The organism is Streptomyces sp. NPDC058685, from assembly GCF_042714725.1.
GTDB lineage: Bacteria > Actinomycetota > Actinomycetes > Streptomycetales > Streptomycetaceae > Streptomyces.
In genome coordinates, this window is record NZ_JBHXSL010000003.1 from 203327 (window position 1) to 223558 (window position 20232).

General features: G+C 71.3%; 17 protein-coding genes. 10 read left to right on the plus strand and 7 right to left on the minus strand.

The annotated features are described in order from the left end of the window. Positions 1-12: 12 nt before the first annotated feature. On the plus strand, positions 13-201 hold the full coding sequence (locus tag ACFWU3_RS04105; protein WP_384430751.1) for a CsbD family protein: 189 nt from the start codon (positions 13-15) through the stop codon (positions 199-201). Positions 202-332: 131 nt separating this feature from the next. On the opposite strand, the gene ACFWU3_RS04110 is transcribed toward ACFWU3_RS04105, so the two are convergent. The 3 genes from ACFWU3_RS04110 to ACFWU3_RS04120 all read right to left on the minus strand — a co-directional run bounded on the left by ACFWU3_RS04110 (position 333) and on the right by ACFWU3_RS04120 (position 1949). Then, entirely contained in the window at positions 333-602 is a 270-nt protein-coding gene (locus tag ACFWU3_RS04110) for a DUF3140 domain-containing protein (protein ID WP_384431023.1), read from the minus strand. Between the two features lie 301 nt (positions 603-903). Next, positions 904-1137 carry a hypothetical protein gene (locus tag ACFWU3_RS04115; protein ID WP_313942828.1) on the minus strand — a complete coding sequence of 78 codons (234 nt, stop codon included), beginning with the start codon at positions 1135-1137 and terminating at the stop codon, positions 904-906. 62 nt (positions 1138-1199) lie between these two features. Continuing rightward, a complete protein-coding gene (locus tag ACFWU3_RS04120) occupies positions 1200-1949 on the minus strand; it encodes an SDR family NAD(P)-dependent oxidoreductase (RefSeq protein ID WP_384430755.1) in 750 nt (249 codons plus the stop codon). Positions 1950-2212: 263 nt separating this feature from the next. Between ACFWU3_RS04120 and ACFWU3_RS04125 the strand changes: the two genes are divergently transcribed. Continuing rightward, positions 2213-4267 (plus strand): PQQ-dependent sugar dehydrogenase, encoded by a 2055-nt coding sequence (locus ACFWU3_RS04125; protein ID WP_384430758.1) that lies wholly within the window; start codon positions 2213-2215, stop codon positions 4265-4267. A 71-nt stretch (positions 4268-4338) separates the two neighbouring features. Here ACFWU3_RS04125 and ACFWU3_RS04130 read toward each other — a convergent pair whose 3' ends face one another. After that, complete coding sequence (locus tag ACFWU3_RS04130; RefSeq protein ID WP_384430761.1) at positions 4339-5868, minus strand: amino acid permease; 1530 nt, start codon at positions 5866-5868, stop codon at positions 4339-4341. A 100-nt stretch (positions 5869-5968) separates the two neighbouring features. Further along, a complete protein-coding gene (locus tag ACFWU3_RS04135; RefSeq protein ID WP_384431025.1) occupies positions 5969-6964 on the minus strand; it encodes a hypothetical protein in 996 nt (331 codons plus the stop codon). 278 nt (positions 6965-7242) lie between these two features. Here ACFWU3_RS04135 and ACFWU3_RS04140 point away from each other — a divergent pair, with 278 nt between their 5' ends. The 5 genes from ACFWU3_RS04140 to ACFWU3_RS04160 all read left to right on the plus strand — a co-directional run bounded on the left by ACFWU3_RS04140 (position 7243) and on the right by ACFWU3_RS04160 (position 13606). Beyond that, positions 7243-8709: an FGGY family carbohydrate kinase gene (locus ACFWU3_RS04140; protein WP_384430764.1), complete on the plus strand. Its 1467-nt coding sequence runs from the start codon at positions 7243-7245 to the stop codon at positions 8707-8709. Next, positions 8706-10103 (plus strand): FAD-dependent oxidoreductase, encoded by a 1398-nt coding sequence (locus ACFWU3_RS04145; RefSeq protein ID WP_384430767.1) that lies wholly within the window; start codon positions 8706-8708, stop codon positions 10101-10103. Before ACFWU3_RS04140 ends, ACFWU3_RS04145 begins: the two co-directional genes overlap by 4 nt. After that, entirely contained in the window at positions 10100-11308 is a 1209-nt protein-coding gene (locus ACFWU3_RS04150) for an NAD(P)/FAD-dependent oxidoreductase (RefSeq protein ID WP_384430770.1), read from the plus strand. The genes ACFWU3_RS04145 and ACFWU3_RS04150 overlap by 4 nt, the downstream gene beginning before the upstream one ends. Before the next feature lie 88 nt (positions 11309-11396). After that, positions 11397-12860 (plus strand): DNA-3-methyladenine glycosylase 2 family protein, encoded by a 1464-nt coding sequence (locus ACFWU3_RS04155; RefSeq protein WP_384430772.1) that lies wholly within the window; start codon positions 11397-11399, stop codon positions 12858-12860. Continuing rightward, a complete protein-coding gene (locus ACFWU3_RS04160; RefSeq protein WP_384430775.1) occupies positions 12857-13606 on the plus strand; it encodes a 2OG-Fe(II) oxygenase in 750 nt (249 codons plus the stop codon). Before ACFWU3_RS04155 ends, ACFWU3_RS04160 begins: the two co-directional genes overlap by 4 nt. A gap of 30 nt (positions 13607-13636) precedes the next feature. Here the strand turns inward: ACFWU3_RS04160 and ACFWU3_RS04165 are convergent, their stop codons facing one another. Continuing rightward, a complete protein-coding gene (locus ACFWU3_RS04165) occupies positions 13637-14059 on the minus strand; it encodes a DUF350 domain-containing protein (protein WP_384431028.1) in 423 nt (140 codons plus the stop codon). A 208-nt stretch (positions 14060-14267) separates the two neighbouring features. Between ACFWU3_RS04165 and ACFWU3_RS04170 the strand changes: the two genes are divergently transcribed. Next, a complete protein-coding gene (locus tag ACFWU3_RS04170) occupies positions 14268-14786 on the plus strand; it encodes a DoxX family membrane protein (RefSeq protein WP_384430778.1) in 519 nt (172 codons plus the stop codon). Positions 14787-15645: 859 nt separating this feature from the next. Here ACFWU3_RS04170 and ACFWU3_RS04175 read toward each other — a convergent pair. Then, a complete protein-coding gene (locus ACFWU3_RS04175; RefSeq protein ID WP_384430781.1) occupies positions 15646-17631 on the minus strand; it encodes an N-6 DNA methylase in 1986 nt (661 codons plus the stop codon). Positions 17632-17796: 165 nt separating this feature from the next. Between ACFWU3_RS04175 and ACFWU3_RS04180 the strand changes: the two genes are divergently transcribed. Together ACFWU3_RS04180 and ACFWU3_RS04185 are read left to right on the plus strand one after the other, a co-directional pair. Continuing rightward, positions 17797-18717 (plus strand): serine/threonine-protein kinase, encoded by a 921-nt coding sequence (locus ACFWU3_RS04180; protein WP_384430784.1) that lies wholly within the window; start codon positions 17797-17799, stop codon positions 18715-18717. Between the two features lie 180 nt (positions 18718-18897). Continuing rightward, positions 18898-20160, plus strand: a complete 1263-nt coding sequence (locus tag ACFWU3_RS04185) for a serine/threonine-protein kinase (RefSeq protein WP_384430787.1) — start codon at positions 18898-18900, stop codon at positions 20158-20160. The last annotated feature ends 72 nt before the right edge of the window (positions 20161-20232 follow it).

Genomic DNA, 20232 nt, shown 5'->3' on the forward strand with positions numbered 1-20232 from the left:
AAAGGAAACGTCATGGGTAAGGCGAAGGCCAAGGGCAAGCAGGCCAAGGGCAAGATCAAGGAAGTCGCCGGCAAGGCCATGGGCGACCGTGGCATGCAGGCCGAGGGCCACGGCGAGCAGATGGCCGGCAAGGCTCACGAGCAGGTCGAGCGGACCGCCGAGCGCGCCGGCGAGCGCATGAAGCGGCCGTCGGGCCGCTGACGCGGCTCACAGCGGCATCGTGCCCCCGGAACGCGCGTGACGTGCGTTCCGGGGGCACAGCTGTGCGGGAGCGGGGCTCCGTTCCCCGCGAGGGGCCGGGCGCGGTGACCGGGCCGGGTCGTCGTCGCCTCTCAGGGCTTGAGCGGGTCGTGTCCCAGAGTCATCAGGCCCTGCCGCCATCGCTCGTCATCGGAGCCGGACGCCCGCTCCTGCTGGTCCTCGATCTCCTCCACGACCCGCAGCATCAGCTGCACGTCCTCGTCGGTCAGATCGGCACGCCGCTTGTGCAGGAGGGCCACCACCTGGAGTCCGGTGGCCGCGCCGGCGGACTCGGGCAGCGTCTCGGCGGTCTCGGCCGCCTCGCTGGTCCTGAGCCATGCGGTCAGCTCCTGGGATGCCATGTTCACCAACTGGTGAAACTCCTCCCAGAGTGCCTGGCTTTCGAGTGGGTTCAGTTCGCCCATGAGGTCACGGGTGACCGCTCTGCCGCGCGCCAAACGCCTGTGCCGGACGACACACACGGAAGGGGACGGCGCGGCGGGCATCCGCCGAGGCCGTCTCCGCCCGGACGGCGTGTCGGGACGCGGCCGAGCAGCCTCGCGACCTCAGGGCCGAGCGGCCGGCCGCCAGGACGCCCGCGCGGCCTCGCGCCCGACCGGCCGCGCCCGGCCCGCCGCCCCGCCCCGGGCGCGCTCCGGCGGGTCAGGTCACCCGCTGATCCTCGTACAGCACCGGCTGCAACCTGGCCACCAGCCGGAAGAAGCCGGCCTCGTTCCCCGCCATGCCCAGCGCGTCCAGCGCGTCGTCCGCCTCGGCGATCGGGGCCATCAGCAGCGGCATCGGAACGATGGGCTGCTCCGTGTCGGCGAGCACGGCCCGGGTGGTCTGCAGCAGTCGTACGTACGCCTGCGCCGCCGCGAGTTCGGGATCGGTCATGTCAGTTCCCCCCTAGGAGAGGTGTCGGACCGTCCAGCATCTCGCGTGGCACTGACAATCGATCAGCGGCCGAGTGCCGCACCCCCGTTGATGTGCAGAATCTGGCCGGTCAGACAGGCGGCTTCCGGTGAGGCGGCGTACATCACGAGCGCCGCGATCTCCGAGGGGAGGCCGGGCCGGCCGGTCAGCGTCTGACGTACGCGCGAAGCGACGAACTCCGGGGTCGCGCGGTCGCCGAAGAACTCCGTGTCCGTCACGAAGCCGGGGGCGACCGCGTTGACGGTGATGCCCTCCGGGCCGAGCTTCTGCGCGAGTTCGAAGGTGTAGGTGTTGACGGCCGCCTTCGCTCCGCCGTAGGAACCAGGGCCGCGCAGGGCGGCGATCGACGACAGATGGACGATCCGGCCGCCGGGCCGCCGCAGTTGGGGGAGAAGCGCCTCGGTGAGCAGTACCGCGGTGAGAACGTTCGCGGCGAAGTTGCGGCGGTAGCCGTCGGCGATGCCCTCCAGTGTGCCGTCGTGCGAGGAGGCGACATTGCCGCCCGCGTTCGTCACGAGGACGTCGACCGTGTCAGTGCGCTCGCCGATGAAGCGGGCGGCGCGGCGCACCTGTTCGGGTTCGGAGAGATCCGCCGGGCACGAGCTCACGGTGGACTCGCCGTGGGCGGCGTTGAGTTTGTCCGCCGCCGCGCGCAAGACCTCCTCGCGGCGCCCGAGAAGGGTGACCCGGTCGCCGCACGCGGCGAACGCCCCGGCCACGGCGAGCCCGATTCCCGTACCGCCGCCCGACACCACGATCTGCCGTGGACTCACGTACCCCACCGTTCCTCTATGTGACCGGAAGTCTTGTCCGTGTACCGGAAGTTACGTATCGGCCGAAGTGGTGTCAAGGTTCGAGCCGGATGCGCCCCGGACGTCAACTGATATGTGCATGACGGTTGTTCAAGGACGCGGACATCGCTTACATGAATGAGCCCTCGCTCCTCCCCACGCCAAGGAGACCAGTGGTGCCCGCACAGCTCGGCAGTAGGCCCGACAGCAGATCGCTTCGCAGCTCTCCCCTCCTCATCGCCCTCATGGCCCTGGCCCTCCTGGTCCCGGTGCTCACCGCGACCCCCTTCACTGCGCGAGCCGCGGAGGCCGCGGACCCGGTCCGGGACCCCGTCCCGCAACAACCGGTCGAATCCGGTCTCGGCCTGGTCGTCGAGGAGTACGCCGCCTTCCCGAAGACCGAACCCGTGCCCGGTCCGGTCACCGACCCGCGGCTGCGCCGCCACGCCCGCATCAACTTTCTGAGCGAACTGCCCGACCGCTCCGGCCGGATGGCCGTTCCGGACCTCAACGGCAGGCTCTACCTCGTCGAGAACGGCCGCCCGCACCTCTATCTCGACGTCGCGGCTGCCGTCGGCCCCGCCTTCTTCGCCAGCAGCGGCATGGGGTCGGGCTTCGGGTTCGTCACCTTCGCCCCGGACTTCCGCAGGACCGGCAGGTTCTACACCGTCCACACCGAGAAGGCGGACGCCACGACCGCGCGGCCCGACTACGTGCAGCAGGCGGTGACCAACTACCACGGCGTCGTGACCGAGTGGACCGCCCACGACCCGGCCGCCGGCACGTTCGCCGGCAGCCGCCGCGAGGTGCTCCGGATCGGGTTCTCCGGTGGCGGGCACGGCATCCAGCAGATCGACTTCAACCCGACGTCCCGTCCCGGCGACCGCGACCACGGGCTGCTCTACATCGCCGCCGGCGACGGCGCCCAGGGAGTGAACAACGGGGAGCCTCAGGATCTGTCCCTGCCGCACGGCAAGATCCTCCGGATCGACCCGCGCGGACGCGGCAGCGCCAACGGCCGCTACGGCATCCCCGCGTCGAACCCCTTCGTGGGCACCGACGGCGCGCTCGGTGAGATCTACGCGTACGGCATGCGCGACCCGCACCGCTTCAGCTGGGACGCCGCCTCACCGCACCGCCTCTACCTCGGACACATCGGGGAGCACGCCGTCGAAGGCGTCTACGAGGTCCGGGCCGGGGACAACCTCGGCTGGAGCGAGCGGGAGGGAGCCTTCGTCTACGACAAGGCCGCCGCCGACCCCTGCGACCGGCTGCTGCCGCTCCCCGCGGACGACGCGAAGTACGGCTACACCTACCCGGTCGCCGCGTACGACCACGATCCGCCGGCCGGCTGGAACTGCCGGTCCGACCTCGGCCGGGCCATCGTGGGCGGATTCGTCTACCGCGGGACCCTCGCCCCCGCGCTGCGCGGCAAGTACCTCTACGGCGACCTGGTGGACGGCCGGCTGCTGTACTCCGAGACGCGCCAGATGCGACGCGGCTCGGACCGCCTCGCGGACGCCTATCGGCTGATGCTCTTCGACCGCGCCGGCAAGCGCGTCACCATGCCGGAACTGGCCGGGGACTCCCGGGTCGACATCCGGTTCGGCCAGGACTCCCGTGGCGAGCTGTATCTGCTGTCCAAGGCCAACGGAAAGATCTGGAAGGTCACCGGGACACGGCAGTTCGCCGACTGCCGGACCAGCGGCACCACGCTGACACACGTGACCGGGCAGCGGAACTGGACGCCCGTCACCCCGGCGAAGTGGACCTTCCCGCGCGGTCGGGTCACGCTCGCCGAAGCGGGCACCGCCCGTCCCGGCCCGCGCAGGCCGTTCGAGTACGCGGTGCTGAACGCCGGGCCGCGCTTCGGCAACACCCGCATCGACGCCGAGGTCAGACTCGACACACCGGTCGAGATCAGCAACCGCGATGTCGTCATCGTCTTCGGTCACCAGTCGGACACCCGGTTCTACTACGCCCATCTGTCGTCCGACAACACGATCTATCCGCACAACGGCATCTTCGTGGTGAACGACGCGGACCGGCTGCGGCTCGACCACCAGTGGAACGGATCGACCGGTGCGCCGCCCGCCATAACCGACGCCGCCTGGCACGACGTCCGCGTGGTGCACTGCGCCGACAGCGGCGAGATCGCGGTCTATGTCGACGGCTCGAAGCACCCGCTGATGACAGCCGTCGACACGACGTTCGCCGCGGGCCGGGTCGGCTTCGGCTCGTTCGACAACGTGGGCAGCCTGCGGAACCCGAAGGTCTCCGGACAGCGCGCGCGGCAGTAGCCGTCCCGCGACCCCGCACACCTGTGGGCCCCGTCCGCCCGGACGGGGCCCACACGGTTGCGGCGGGAGCGTCAGACGATCTGGTCGGAGATCTCCGCCTGCTCACGGGCGGTGCCGTACGACTGCGGTGTGCCGTACGAGCGACGGGCGACGAACCACCACACGGTCGCCAGGACCAGCACCGTGACCAGCGCGATGGAGGCGTAGTTCATGGTGTCGACCGTCACCGGGCTGGACTGCGGCAGGCAGAACAACACGGTCACACAGGCCACCCAGACCACGGCGATCCAGCCGATGGGCTTGCTCCAGCGGCCCAGGTTCCACGGGCCTGGCTCGAAGCGGTCGCCGGCGCGCAGCTTGAGATAGATCGGGATCGCGTACGCCGGGGTGATACCGATGACGTTGATCGCCGTCACCGCTCCGTAGGCCGTCGTGGAGTAGAGCGAGGGCAGGGCGAGCAGGCAGGCGAAGCCGACCGACAGCCAGACCGCGGGCACCGGGGTCTGGGTGCGGCTGCTGACCTTGCGCCAGATGGCCGACCCGGGCAGCGCGTTGTCGCGGCTGAAGGCGAAGACCATGCGACTGGCCGCGGCCACCTCGGCGTTGCCGCAGAACAGCTGCGCCACGATGACCACCAGCAGCAGTGCGGTGGCGCCTCCCGTGCCGAGCGCGTCAAGCAGGATCTGCGCCGGCGGTACGCCGGTCGAGCTGTCCAGGGTGCCGGCGTAGTCCTGGATGGCGAACGTCAGACCCGCCAGCAGCGCGAATCCGGCGATCCAGGAGACCCAGATCGAGCGGACGATGCCGCGCGCCGCGGAGACGGAGGCGTTGGAGGTCTCCTCCGAAAGGTGTGCGGAGGCGTCGTAGCCGGAGAACGTGTACTGGGCGAGCAGCAGACCGATCGCCGCCACATAGATCGGGCTGTCCCAGCCGGTGTTGTTGACGAACTCGGTGAAGACGAACTCGGGGGACTGGTGGTTCGACGGCACGATGGCGAGCGCGCCGACGATGATCGCCACACCGCCCAGGTGCCACCACACGCTGACGGAGTTGAGCAGGCTGACCAGCCGTACACCGAAGAGGTTCAAGGTGGCGTGGATCAGCAGAATGCACATGAAAATGATCATGGTGGAGCCCGGTGTGGGGTCGAAACCCCACTGAAGGTTCAGAAAGGCGCCGGTGAACAGGGCGCAGCCGTAGTCGATACCGGCGATCGCGCCCAGCAGACCCAGCAGGTTCAACCACCCCGTGTACCAGCCCCACTTGCGACCGCCCAGCCGGTCGGCCATGTAGTAGAGCGCACCGGAGGTCGGGTACGCGCTCGTCACCTCGGCCAGCGCCATACCGACACACAGGACGAACAGGCCGACGCCCGCCCAGCCCCAGAGCATCACCGCCGGGCCGCCGGTGTTCAGGCCGAAGCCGTACAGCGTCATGCATCCCGACAGGATCGAGATGACGGAGAAGCTGATGGCGAAGTTGCCGAAGCCTCCCATGCGGCGGGCCAGAACCGGCTGATAGCCCAGCTCCCGCAGCCGCTCCTCCTCGTCCTTGGGCGGCGACTGGTCCGGCTTCGACCACCTGGGCGGGGATATGGACATCGTTGTACCTCCGGGGGAAAGGAAGATGCACTGAGCGGACAGGGCGAAGGGGAGGTGCTGTGGAGCGAGCGGGACGGAACAGGACGGCGGCAGCGCTCGGTTACGTACCCGCCTCGTGCGCGGCGGTGAGACATCTTCCGCGGGCACGGAGGAAGACCTCCTCCGCCAGGCCCGCGTCGCCGGGACTCTGGGTGCGGTACGACCAAGGGGGTGCCGTGTAGTACGGGCCCAACGCCTCGAACACCCGAGCCGCCTCGGCGAACTGGCCCGAGCCCCACAGCGCGTGGGCGAGGTGGTTGAGGTCGAGCAGCGAGGACCGGGCCGGGTTCACATGGTCGAACCAGCCGTCCAGCGCCCGCGTGGCCTCCCGGGTGGCGTCGTCCGTCACCCAGTGCAGGTCCAGCGCACGCTCATGTCCGTTGTCGCGGCGGTAGCGCTCGACACGGACATAGAGCGGAAGGACGAGAAGGGCGGAACCGGTGGGGGCGGTGGAGGACGCCCACTGCACGAAGTTGACCGCCTCGGACAGATGCCCGCCCGACTTGCGGGCGTACACGAACTGCAGCATGCGGTGGTACGCCTCGCGGTTGTGCGGGTCCCGTTTGTGGGCCTCCGACAGCAGGCCCCACGGTCCGGGGAAGAGCATGGGGCCCGGCGGGATCTGCCGGTGCTCCTCCAGCCGCTGCTTCTCGTCGAGTTGGGCCAGGGCCAGCAGACACACCCACGGCACCGGGTCGTCGGGCCCCTGGTGGGCGGCGATCCGGCACGCCTCCCAGGCCTCGTGCCACAGGTCCTGGGTGCGCTGGTGCTGTTCGCGGTGGGCCCGCAACGCCCGTTCGACGGAGATCCGGCAGTGCATCACGGTCGCGGCGAGGGAGTGCGGTTCCTCGGCCCGCCAGGCCTGTACGGCGTCGGAACCGGCCGCCACCGCGGCGAGGACCTGTGTCCGCTGCGTCCAAAGGCCCCAGTCGGAGGTCGAGGCCAGCAGGTTCCGCATGGATAACCAACGTCCGGTGCGTAAGTCCTGCATGGCGGCGCGCAGTTCATTGTCGTGACCCGCCGGGTGGTACACCGGGCGGTTCTGGTCCTGGGCCATCAGCGCGTAGCCGCCACCGTCGGTGTCCAACGGCGCGGATGTCGCATTCTGGGCGTCATGGGTCCTCTTGGGACAGTGGGGGGTTGGGACCGGAATGGAGTGGTCGCTCCACGGCCCGTAGTTTCGCCGATCTTACTCAACTGTTCGATGACGACAAGAAGTTGATGAAGTATCGGTCGGTGGACGGTTTCGATCGTTACTTGACGACCGACGTGCCCTGATCCAGGCTTCTTGCGTCCACGATCAAGGTTTCCTTCCAGCGAGGGGCGGGGTGGCCGATGACCGGCCCGGTGCTTGCCGTCGACCAGGGCACGTCCGGCACGAAAGCGCTGGTCATCTGCCCCGAACGCGGAGTGATCGGCACCGGATCGACGGCGGTGGAACCCCGCTACGGCGCGGGTGGCAGCGTCGAGGTCGACCCGATGAGCCTGCTGACATCCGTGGTCGACGCGGGCCGCCAGGCCCTCGCCGACGCCGGGGAACCGGTCCACGCGGTCGGGCTCGCCAACCAGGGCGAGACGGTGCTGGCCTGGGATCCCGTGAGCGGCGAACCGCTCACCGACGCCATCGTCTGGCAGGACCGGCGGGCGGAGCCGCTGTGCGAGGAACTCGCGCCGCACGCCGCTGAACTCACCCGGCTGACCGGCCTGCCCCTCGACCCCTACTTCGCCGCGCCCAAGATGGCGTGGATACGCCGTGAACGCACCCGGGACGGCGTCGTCACCACCAGCGACGCCTGGCTGGTCCACCGGCTCACGGGCGCCTTCGTCACCGATGCGGCGACCGCCGGCCGCACCCAGCTGCTCGACCTCGACAAGGTCGCCTGGTCGCCGGAGGCGCTCGGCATCTTCGGCCTGGACGGCGAATGGATGCCGGAGGTCGTCGACGCGGACGGACCTGTCGGCATCACCACCGCCTTCGGCGACGGCATCCCGCTGACCGGGCTCCTCGTCGACCAGCAGGCGGCCCTCCTCGCGCAGAGCGTCACCGAGCCCGGCAGCGCCAAGTGCACCTACGGCACGGGGGCGTTCCTGCTCGCGCAGACCGGATCGAGCCCGCGCCGCACCACGAGCGGCCTGGTCAGCTGTGTCGCCTGGCGGCTGGGCGGACACACCAGCTACTGCCTCGACGGACAGGTCTACACGGCCGCGTCCGCCGTCCGCTGGCTCACCGATCTGGGCGTGATCGCGGGCGCGGCCGACCTGGACCCGGTGGGCTCGTCCGTGCCGGACAGCGGTGGGGTCACCTTCGTCCCGGCGCTCGCCGGGCTCGCCGCCCCCTGGTGGCGCGGCGACCTGCGCGGCTCACTCACCGGACTCGGACTCGACACCGGTCCCGGGCACCTCGTGCGCGCACTGTGCGAAGGCATCGCCGCCCAGGTGGTCGAACTGACCGACGCGGTCGCCGCCGACCTCGGCCGGCCACTGACCGGCCTGCGGGTGGACGGCGGACTCACCCGTTCCGCGCTGCTGATGCAGACCCAGGCCGATCTGCTGCAACTCCCCGTGGAGGTATCGGCGTTGCCCGATGTCACCGCGCTCGGTGTCGGCGCCGTCGCCCGGCTCGGCATGGACGCCGCACTGACCACCGACCAGGTGGTACCGGCCTGGCGGCCCTCCGCCGTCTACGAACCGAGGATCAGTGCCTCGCAGGCGGCCGAACGACTCGGCCGGTTCCGCAATGAGGTGTCCGCGCTGCTGGACCGTACGCCCACGGCCGGGGGAGCCGGGACGGCCGGCGCATGACCGTCACCACCGCCGGCGAACTGCCGGACTCCCTCCACGACGTGATCGTAATCGGCGCCGGGGTCGTCGGGTCGGCCATCGCCCGCGAACTCGCCCGCCGCCGGCTGCGTACCGCCCTGGTGGACGCCTCCGACGATGTCGGCAACGGAACGTCCAAGGCCAACACGGCGATCCTGCACACCGGTTTCGACGCCGTGCCCGGTTCGCTGGAGGCCCGGCTCGTACGCGACGGACAGCGCCGGCTCGCGGCCTACGCGGCCGAGGCAGGGATCCCCGTCGAACCGATCGGCGCGCTGCTCGTCGCCTGGGACCGGGCGCAGCTGGACGCGTTGCCGGCGCTCGCCGCCAAGGCCGAACGCAACGGCTACCACGACGCCCGCCTGATCGACGCCGACGAGGTGCGCCGCCGTGAACCGCATCTCGGACCCGGCGCACTGGGCGCACTCGACGTCCCCGGCGAGAGCATCATCTGCCCCTGGACGACCACCCTCGCCTACGCCACCCAGGCGGTTCGCGGTGGCGTCGACCTGCATCTCAACTGCCGGGTGCAGAGCGTCACCGGTACCACGCATCACGAACTGGCCACCAGCCGCGGTCTGTTGCGCACCCGCTTCCTGGTGAACGCAGCCGGCCTGCACGCCGATGACATCGACCGGCAGCTGGGCCACGACACCTTCACCGTCACCCCGCGCCGCGGTCAGCTCATCGTCTTCGACAAGTTCGCCCGACCACTGGTCCGGCACATCCTGCTCCCGGTGCCGACCGCCCTCGGCAAGGGCGTGCTCGTGTCCCCGACCGTGTACGGCAATGTGATGCTCGGACCGACCGCAGAGGACCTGGACGACAAGCAAGCCACCGGCTCCACGGGCGAAGGTCTCGCGTTGCTGCGCGAGCAGGGCCGGCGGATCCTGCCGGAGCTGGTGACCGAGGAGGTCACCGCCGTCTACGCCGGTCTGCGCGCCGCCACCGAGCACGACGACTACCAGGTGAGGGCCCACGCACGGCAGCGGTACATCACCGTGGGAGGCATCCGTTCCACCGGGCTGACCGCCTCCATGGCCATCGCCGCCCACGTCATGGACCTCCTGTCCGACGTGGGACTCGACCCCGGTCCGGCTCGCGACCTGGAACCCGTGCGGATGCCGAACCTCGGCGAGGCGTTCCCGCGCCCCTGGCAACAGGCCGAGCTGATCGCCGCCGACCCGGCGTACGGCACGCTCGTCTGCCACTGCGAACGCGTCTCCCTCGGAGAGATACGCGACGCGCTGGACAGCACCGTCCCACCCGGCTCCCTGGACGGACTGCGGCGACGGACCCGCGCCCGCGGCGGCCGCTGCCAGGGATTCTTCTGCGGGCCCGCGGTGCGCGCCCTGTTCGAGGAGGAGCGGCGATGACGGGACGCACGGTCGACGTCCTCGTCGTCGGGGCGGGCCCGGCCGGGCTCGCCGCGGCCACCCGCCTGGCCGCCGCCGGAGCGGGCCGGGTCGAGGTCGTCGAACGCGAACAGCAGGCCGGTGGTATCCCGCGGCACTGCTGCCACGGCGGCTTCGGGCTCCGCGATCTGCACCGACCGCTCAGCGGCCCCGAGTACGCCCGCCGGCTCGTCCACGACGCCGTACGCTCCGGCGCCCGGCTGCGCACCGGCGTCACCGTCACCGGCTGGGCGGGCCCGCGCACCCTGGAGACCGTCGGACCCACAGGCCCGGAGAGCATCTCGGCACGGGCCGTGGTCCTCGCCACCGGAGCCCGTGAACGCCCCCGCAGCGCACGGCTCGTCCCCGGCACCCGGCCCGCGGGCGTCCTCACCACCGGCGAACTCCAGCAGGCCGTCCATCTGCACGACCAGTGGGTCGGCAGCCGCGCCGTCGTCGTCGGCGCGGAACCGGTCGCCTTCTCCGCGGTGCGCACCCTGCGCGCCGGCGGCGCCGAGACCGTCGCCATGGTCACCGAACAGCCCCGCACCCGCGTGCCGTCACCGCGCCGACCCGTGCCCGTGCTGGCCAGGACACACGTCGTCGAACTGCTCGGCCGACGCCGGCTGACCGGCGTACGGCTGCGCCACGAGGACGGGCGGACCACCACCCTCGGCTGCGACACGATCGTGTTCACCGGCGACTGGATCCCCGACCACGAACTGGCCAGACGCGGCGGGATCCCGCTCGACGCGGGCACCCGCGGACCTGCCGTCGACACCGCCTTCCGCACGGCCGAACCCGGCGTCTTCGCCGTGGGAAATCTGCTGCACGGCGGTGAGCGGGCCGGTGTCGCCGCGGAGGAGGGCAGCGCCGCCGCGGAGGACGTGCTGCGCCATCTCGCGGGCGAGCCCTGGCCGGGTCCCGGGCTGCCCGTGCGGGTCGAGGACCCTCTGCTGTGGGCCGTGCCGAACATCGTCCGCCCGCACGGTCCCCAGCCGGTGCGGTTCTCTCTGCGCCCCCGTACACCGCTGTCGCCACCGCGCGTGCTGATCAGCCAGGACGGCCGGACACTGCACCGTCAGCAGCTCCTGAGGCCCGCGCGGCCCGGGCGTCCGCTGCATCTGCGAGCAGGCCGGCTCGACGGACTGGACTTCGGCGGCGGCCCGGTCCTGATCAGCCTCTGACCGGACCCGGACAGCTCGTCCGGGCCTGCCGAACGTGACGTCCGAATTCCGCCAGCCCGGCCGCCGGGGCCGTGCCCATACTGGCCGTATGACGATCGAGGACAGCAGGTACGAGGCGGTGAGCAGCCGGGACGCCCGGTTCGACGGCGTCTTCTTCTTCGCCGTCTCCACCACCGGGATCTACTGCCGGCCCAGCTGCCCGGCGATCACCCCCAAGCGCCGGAACGTGACCTTCTACCGCACGGCGGCGGCAGCCCAGGGCGCGGGCTACCGCGCCTGCCGCCGCTGCCGACCGGACGCGGTGCCGGGGTCCGCCGAGTGGAACGCCCGCGCCGACGTCGTGGGCCGCGCGATGCGGCTGATCGGCGACGGGATCGTGGACCGTGAGGGTGTGGCGGGGCTCGCCGGCCGGCTGGGCTACAGCACTCGTCAGGTGCAGCGCCAGCTCAACGCCGAGCTCGGCGCCGGCCCCATCGCGCTGGCCCGGGCCCAACGCGGCCACACCGCCCGCGTACTGCTCCAGACGACGACCCTCCAGGCCGCGGAGATCGCCTTTGCCGCCGGATTCGCCAGTGTCAGGCAATTCAACGACACCATGCGCGAGATCTACGCGGCGACGCCGAGCGAGATCCGCTCCGCCCGCCCCGGGCGCACCTCCCGCTTCGGACCCGTCGCGGCGGCGAACGGGCGCGCCGGCATACCCCTGCGGCTCGCCCACCGCGGTCCCTACGCCGCCGTCGAGGTCTTCGACCACCTCGCCGCCCGTGCCGTTCCGGGCATCGAGGAGATCGTCGGCGAGCGCGGGTCCCGGACCTACCGGCGCACCCTGCGGCTCCCCGGCGGCGCGGGTGTGGCCGAAGTCGGTGAACAGCCGGGCGCGGGCGGGTGGCTGGAATGCCGGCTTCATCTGACCGATCTGCGCGACCTGACGACGGCAACCCAGCGCGTACGCCGGCTGTTCGACCTGGACGCCGACCCGTGCGCGGTCGCGGAACGCCTGGGGGCGGACCCGGCGCTGGCGCCCCTGGTCGCCGCCCGTCCCGGACTGCGCGCCCCCGGCGCGGCCGATCCGCACGAGCTCGCCGTACGCGCCGTGCTCGGCCACCGTGCGACGACCGCGGAGGGACGCCGACGCGGCCACGCGCTCGTCGTCGCACACGGACGTCCCCTGTGCGAACCGAGCGGCGGGCTCACCCATCTCTTCCCCGACACCGCCACCTTGGCGGCGGCCGACCTCGACGACCTCGACCTGCCCGACGCGCGGCGGGCCGCCCTGCACACCCTCACCACCGCCCTCGCCGACGGCACGGTGACCCTCGACCCCGGCGCCGACCGCGACGAGGCCGAACGCCGGCTGCTCGCCCTGCCGGGCATCGACAGCTGGACGGCCGGCTACATCCGGATGCGGTCCCTGGGCGACCCCGACGTCCTCCTCACCGAGGATCCGGCCGTCCGCGCGGGCATGCGACGGGCGGGCGCCCAGGCGTCCGACACCGAGGCGTGGCGGCCGTGGAGTTCGTACGCCATGCACCACTTCTGGAGCACCCCATGACCGTGCGCAGCACCGAAGACCCTGCGACCGGAGCAACCCTCCCCACCGAAGCCGTCCTCTCCACCACCAACTGGACGGCACTCGCGGAGGAGATCGACGCGTACGGCTGCGCCCTGACGCCGCGCATCCTGGATCCGGCCGAGTGCCGGGCGATCGCCGCCCTCTGGGACGAGCCCGAGCACTTCAGGTCCACGGTCGACATGGCCCGCCACCGGTTCGGCTCCGGTACCTACCGCTACTTCGCGGACCCGCTGCCGCGGACCGTCCACGCACTGCGCGCCGCGTTCTACCCGCGGCTGCTGCCGATCGCCCGCGCCTGGGCCGAGCGCCTCGGCCGGCCGGCACCCTGGCCCGACGAACTGGACGACTGGCTGGCCGTCTGCCACGAGGCCGGCCAGACCAAGTCCTCGCAGATACTGCTGCGTTACGGTCCTGGCGACTGGAACGCCCTGCACCGCGACGTCTTCGGAGAAGCGGTCTTCCCGTTGCAGGTGGCCATCGGCCTCGACCGGCCCCGTACCGATTACACGGGCGGCGAGTTCCTCCTGGTCGAACAGCGGCCCCGCGCCCAGTCCCGCGGCACGGCGACCCTGCTGGAACAGGGCCGCGCCCTGATCTTCACCACCCGCGACCGTCCGGTTCGCTCCAGCCGAGGCTGGTCGGCGTCACCGGTACGGCACGGGGTGAGCGCGATCAGGTCGGGGGAGCGGCACACACTGGGACTCGTTTTCCACGACGCGTCGTGACGAGCCCGCGTATCCGTCCCGGCGTGCGCCTCAGGCGATCGACGCGGAGATGATCGCCGACACCGCCAGATTGCACGATGCCGTCACCCACACCGCCGGATGCGGCTCCGGCTCCACGAGGGTCGCGCCCAGTTTGCCCGGCGTCACCAGGTCCACCACCAGGAACGCGACCGCCATCATCACCAGACCGAGGAGCCCGAACGCGGCCGTCGAGGCGAGGCCCTTGCCGAAGTGGTCGTACGTCGTCCAGATCGAGGTGAACACGATGCCGCCGATACCGAGGAGCGCGGAACTCAGCAGCAATGAGGCGTTGCGGTTGCGGTCCTCCCATATCTGACGGCCGAGTTTGCCCGGCGTCAGCAGGTCGATCATGAAGATCCCGAGAATCAGGAGGACCACACCGAGCGCGCCGTACGCGGTCGCTCGGCCAAGTCCGTTGATGATGTCGCTCATTGAGGCGCCGGTCTCCGTGTCGATGGGGTTGATGCCGGTCAAGGGCGCGCAAAATCTACCGCACGGTCCGCGGAATGGATCACGCGCCCACGTCACTCGTTCGGAGTAGTAGTACCGAGGGTGGGCGGCCGGGCGGGACGAGAGTGGTCACGTACGCCCCTGCGGCGGCATCCCACCCTTCGCGCCCCACCGGCACCGGGAGACACTCATGGCCCGCCTCAACCGACGTGACCTCGGACTGCTCGCACTGCGCCTCGGCACCGGCACGGTGCTCGTGGCGCACGGATCGCAGAAGCTGTTCGGCTGGTTCGGCGGGGGAGGCATCGAGGGCACGGCCCAGGGCATGGAGGCCATGGGCTACCACCCCGGCCGCCAGAGCGCGATCGCCGCCGGGCTGGGGGAGGCGGGCGGCGGCGTGCTGCTCGCCCTGGGCCTCGCCACGCCGGCGGCCGGAGCGGCCGCGGCCGGAGCGATGGCCGGCGCGGTGGCGGTCCACGCCCCCGCCGGCTTCTTCGCCACGGAGGGCGGCTTCGAGTACCCGGCGTTCCTCGGCTTCACCGCGGCAACGGTGGGCCTGGCCGGCCCGGGCCGCTACTCCCTGGACCACGCCAGCGGGCATCTCTTCGACCGGGGCTGGACGCTGGCGGCGGCGTTCGTGGGGAGCGCGGTGGGGGCGGCGGTGGTGGTCGGACGGCGGGCGAAGGGGCGGGGGGCTGCGGAGTCGTAGGCGGGCCGGCTGTCCGGCCCCGGCTGAGGTGTTCTGGTGGCTCGACTCCCATTTCGGCGCCGTCGCCGCACTGCACGGGGGCGTGTTCGGAGCGCTGCACCGGGGTTGAACGGTGGTAACGGGTCCGATCACCGAGGCGGGGGCGAGCGCGCTTGGCACACAGAACTGGCCACGAACAGTGCTGTTCGAGGCCACTGGTGAGGGGCGCCTGTGGTTGGGCACATCAAACCGATCGTGCACCACCTGCTGGTCGACGCCGGGTGCCGAGGCTCGGGTGAAGTCTTAACAGCGTTTTCTGGCGGGCGAGCTGGGCGAGCGCACTCACCCGCCAGGATCCCCAAGCGGTGACCACCGTCGTCACCCAGGCGATCCGCACTCTCGCGACGCTCTTCCCCGGCGCACAGATCACCGATCACCTGGGGCCGCGGCGAGTCGGTAACCCGTGCCGCCGGCTCGGCCCACGGCCTAGACGACGGCACGCTGGCTGTCCCGTCTGATCCTCGCGGCATCGCGCTGGCCGGACCCCACCGGGGCCCCTGGCGGGAGGTGGCGCTTCGCGAGCGCGCCGACGACCACATGGCCCAGCTGACCCTGTCGCGAACTACGCATGTTGCTTCCAGATGTGCGACCGGACCAGAGTCCACGTCTGCGAGAACCCACGCGTGGATGATGCTGGGGCCGACGCCGGCTGTACGGCGCCCCTTTCACCGGAACGACTGGGAATCACCCTGCACGAGGAGGCGGCGCCCGATCTGCTCCTGGGGCACCTCGGGTGAAAGGTCCGGACGCACAGCGGCCCGGGCGTGGTGGAGCTGCGGCCGAACCGGCATGGTGCGGGCCGTCGGTTGAGCGGGGGAGGTCAAGCGGTCAGCCCACCTGCCGCAAGACGATCACTCATGTCGCTCACCAGCCCCTTGCCCGAACTGCCGGCTGTGGTGAGCAACTCTTCGAACGCCCGGAGACGACGGAACGTCTCGGCATACTCCGTCTGCTTCTCCAGGGGAAGCTGGAGCACCTGAAGACGCCGGATGTCGACCCTGGACGAACTGGAGGCGTGGGTGCCTGCCTGGCGCCCGTTGGCCGGCGCGCACAGACAGCCGGCGAGGAAGTGTGCTTCCAGCTTCTCCGCGTCCACCCGCAGGATGTAGAGCTGAGGGCCCAGGGCTATCGGCTTTCCTTCGTGGACCCACGCCTTGAAGGCTCGAGCCACACCGGCGACCACGACGTCGCCTTCCTCGGCGATGGATGGGGCCGAGCCGGTGGGGACCACCCCGCTGGGAGTGCCGTCGTGCAGAAGGTCGGCAATGGTGAGGAGTGGAACAGTGGCTCCCCGAGCCGGTGCAACCGACTCCGGCGGCTGCTGGCCGGCGCGCAGTGTCAGTGCTCCGGCTTTGACGAGGTCTCCCACCGTCGCTGTGGTCCGGGGAGTCCCGACCTCGAAGTCGAGTGCGGACAGAAGCCGCGCATCATCGGCCAGATCGGCCAGCAATGATCCGAAGTCGTCCCACCTGCCGGCGAGTTCCTTACGGGACGGCTCAGCAGTCGTCGCGGTGTAGCGCCCCGGAGTGACATCCACCTCGTCGTCGAGAAGGTCAAGGAGGGGCACACGGACGGCGCCCTGCGGCGGCTCCTGGTCCGCCTGCTCGAGGGTCGCCATCGCGGTGAGTACGAACGAACCGAGGCTGTCCCAGTCGGGGCTGGGCTCGCGTGTTCCCGACCTCGCGAAACGTGTGGCGTCCACCAGGAGGGCGTCCTGGCTCGGGGGAGCGGCGGCAGGGCCGGCCGGCGCCGCGCGGAGGATCCACAACTGGAGTGACACGCTGTGCGGTTGCGCGCTGCCAGGAGGCAGGGAGACGACCGCCCGGAGGGCTCCGGTGCGCAACAGCGAGCCGCGGATACGGCGGCCTGCCTTACGTGATGCGACGGCCGGCGGAAGGACGACCACGGCGGCCCCGCCCGGCTTGAGGAGGGCGAGCAGGTGCTGCACCCAGGCCAGTTCGGGCTCGGTGCGAGGGGGGAGGCCGTGCGTCCAGCGCTGGTCGGTGGCGAGCTCCTCGTAGCCCCAGTCACGTTCGTTGAAGGGGGGATTGCACAGCGCGATGTCAGCCTTGGCTCCGGCGAAGGGGTCGTCCCGCAGTGCGTCGGCGGTGGCAATCTGCGTCCGGATGTCGTGGTCGTCCGTGAGGAACTCGAGCCGGCCGGCCGTCAACGCGGCCAGCGCCGGGTCCTTTTCGCACGCGAGTACCTCCAGCGCAGGGCTGTCGTACTCCTGCACGGCCGCGGCGGCCAGGTGTCCGGTACCGCACGCCGGGTCGAGCAGGGTCAGTCCGCCCTGTGCCGGGCCTGGGTGGACGGCGAGGGCGATCCGGGCCATCAGCGTGGCGAGTTGAGGCGGGGTGGTACTGAGCTGTCGGACATGGGTTTCCAGCCATCGTTGCAGCAGGAACTCGAAGGTCTCGCGCGGCCCCTCTTCCCGTCCCACCTTCGCTGCTTGGGCCACCAGGTCACGGGCTCGCGCGGAGAGTTCGGGGTGGGTGATCCGCGCCTTGGGGGAACGCATACGGCGAGCCGCTTCGGCGATGGCGAGCCCGGACTCGTTCCGGCTCCCGAGTGCCTCGAAACGCGGCCACAGGAGTTCCCGGCCGCCGATGTCCCTGAGCTTGCCGTTGCCTCGCAGCCACTGCTCGACCTCTGCCAGCGAGAACTGCGGACTGACGTCGGTGCCCCCGATCCGGCCGGGAAAGGAGTCATGACGGCGCCGCCAGTTGCTCACGGCGGCTCGCCCGACGCCGGCGATCCGGGCGATCTCGGCCAGGCTGACGGGGACGGCGTCATGGGCACTCATGGTTCAGTCTCCGAGGTACTTGGCGGCTGGGCTGGTCGGCGTTCCCAGCGGCCGTTCATGTGGGGAAGGCTACTACCCTCATTGACTTTGTTCACAGCATGTATGTTCCATCGTGTTGTGTAGGGAATGTGGAGGTCGGCAAATATGTGGAGTCCCGTGCCGGGAATGGTGATCCATGACCGCTATCGGCTGGAGTCCATCCTGGGCCGCGGAGTGATGGGGCACGTGTGGCAGGGACGCGACCTGCCTCTTGACCGGCCCGTCGCGGTGAAGACCGTCGCCACGGAACTGCTGGCCGTGGCGAGCAGCCGCGACTCCGCACTCGCACGGTTCGGCAGGGAGACGCGGGCGGCCGCGCGCCTCGACCACGCGAACGTCGCCACGGTCTTCGACGCGTCGATCACGGACGACACGTGCTGCCTGGTGATGGAACTGATCGACGGCGCCACGCTCGAGTACCTCTTCGACCAGCAGGAGGACGGCCGCTTCGATGTGCCCTCGGCGGCCGCCGTCGCCGCCCAGCTGTGCGCGGGGCTGTCCGCGGTCCACGCGGCCGACCTGGTGCACCGTGACCTCAAAACGCAGAACGTCATGGTCCGCCGCGACGGCGTTGTGAAGATCCTCGACTTCGGCCTGGTCAAGCTGCTCAGTGACACCGATCCGCGGCTGACGACGACCGGCGAGGGCGTCGGCAACCTCATCTGCGCCTCTCCCGAGCTGCTGGCCGGCCGGGACCGGCTGGACGGCCGCAGCGACCTGTACGCCGTGGGGTGCCTGCTGCACCACATGCTCACCGGCGAGACGCCCTTTCCCACGGATCAGCCTGCGCTCCTGGCCTCCCACCATCTCGCCTCGCCCCCACCCCTCGTCGCCGACGCGGGGGTGCGTGTGCCCGGGGATCTCCAGGACCTGATCACGGCCCTGCTGGCCAAGCGGCCGGATGACCGTCCCGCGTCGGCGGCCGAGGTCTACGCCGGTCTGGCACCCCACCTGCCGAAGCCGGATCCCGGACTGGCCGTCAGGCGGACTCCGCCCGAGGACCCGCGCCGTCCCTTCCTGGTCCCCCAGGGCCCGGTGCCGCTGTGAGCGACGGAGCCACCCGGTTCCAGAGGGCTCTGATCGTTGCAGCCCGCACTTTCTCGGTCACGCGCGGCACGGGAGTCTCGTGACCGGTGACAGAATGGCCCGGTCGGCCGGGGAGTCGCGACGCTCCCGGTCGCGGGAGGCGGCGGGCGCGGCAGGCACCGGAACTGAGGGCGGGGCGCGATGGGGCGGAGCCTTGGGCGGTACGAGCTGACGCACGAGCTGGGCCGGGGCGGGATGGGCGTCGTCTGGGCGGCCCACGACCGCGATCACGACCGCGAGGTCGCCGTCAAGCTCCTCGCGACCCGCGGCCGTGGTGCCGAACCGAGCACGCTGGAGCGCCGGTTCCTGCGCGAGATCCGCCTGACCGGCCGCTTGCGGCACCCGGGTGTCCCCGCCGTCCACGACCACGGCAATCACGAGGGCGAGCTGTTCCTGGTCATGGATCTCGTCCCGGGCCGCGCCCTGGACGCCGTCCTCAAGAATGATGGCCCTCTGCGTGTCGAGCAGGCCGCGGACGTGGCCCGCCGCACGTCCGAGGTGTTGTCCTACGCCCACGGTCAGGGGGTCGTGCATCGCGACCTGAAGCCGTCGAACCTGATGCTGACCCCCGATGGGGAGATCAAGGTCCTGGACTTCGGGGTCGCCGCGGCTCTGGAGCCCGAGCCCGGCGAGACCCGTTTCACCGCTGCCAACGCCACTCCCGGCACGGTCGTCTACATGGCGCCCGAACAAGCCGTCGGCCGGACCGTGCCCGCGAGTGACCTGTACTCGCTGGGCTGCGTCCTGTACGAACTGCTCACCGGCGCGCCCCCCTTCACTGACGCCAGCCCGTTCATGCTGTACCACCGGCACGCCAACGACCCCGTCCCGCCGCTCGCCGACCGTCGCCCCGGCGTACCGGACGGCCTGCGGACGCTGGTCGAGCGGCTGCTGTCGAAGAAGCCCGAGGACCGGCCCGCCTCCGCCGAGGAGGTGGCCGCCCTGCTCGCCGCCTGGGCGCCCCGACCGGCTCACGCCACTGGGACCACGCCGGCTCACCCACGGCTGGCCGAGCTGGCCGCCCTGCGCCGGGCGGGACGTCCGGCCCGCGCCCTGGAGGAGTACCGCGAGCTGATGGCCGTCCCCGGCCTCGACCGCGCGGGCGCGCTCGCCGCCCGAGCAGGAGCCGCCCTCTGCGCCGGGGCGCTCGGCCGCACCCGCGAGGCCCTGGACGAGCTGAAGTCCGTCCTCGCCGAACAGCGCAGCCTGCTCGGGCCGGGCCACCCCGCCGTGCTGGACACCCGCTACGAGATCGCCGTCCTGCTGATCCGTACTGGGGAACGGCATGCCGCCGAGGAGTTGTTGCGCCGTCTGGCCGACGAGGAGGAGACGGTCCTGCCCGAGTCCGACGACGGGCATGGACGGAGCCGGACGCTGCTGGGGCGGCTGCGTCGCATGGGCTGAGGGCCACCGGTGATCCCACCCTCCGATCCGATGGTTTGTAAGCTCTGTTCACAGCGGAAGGCTCGTGCTAAT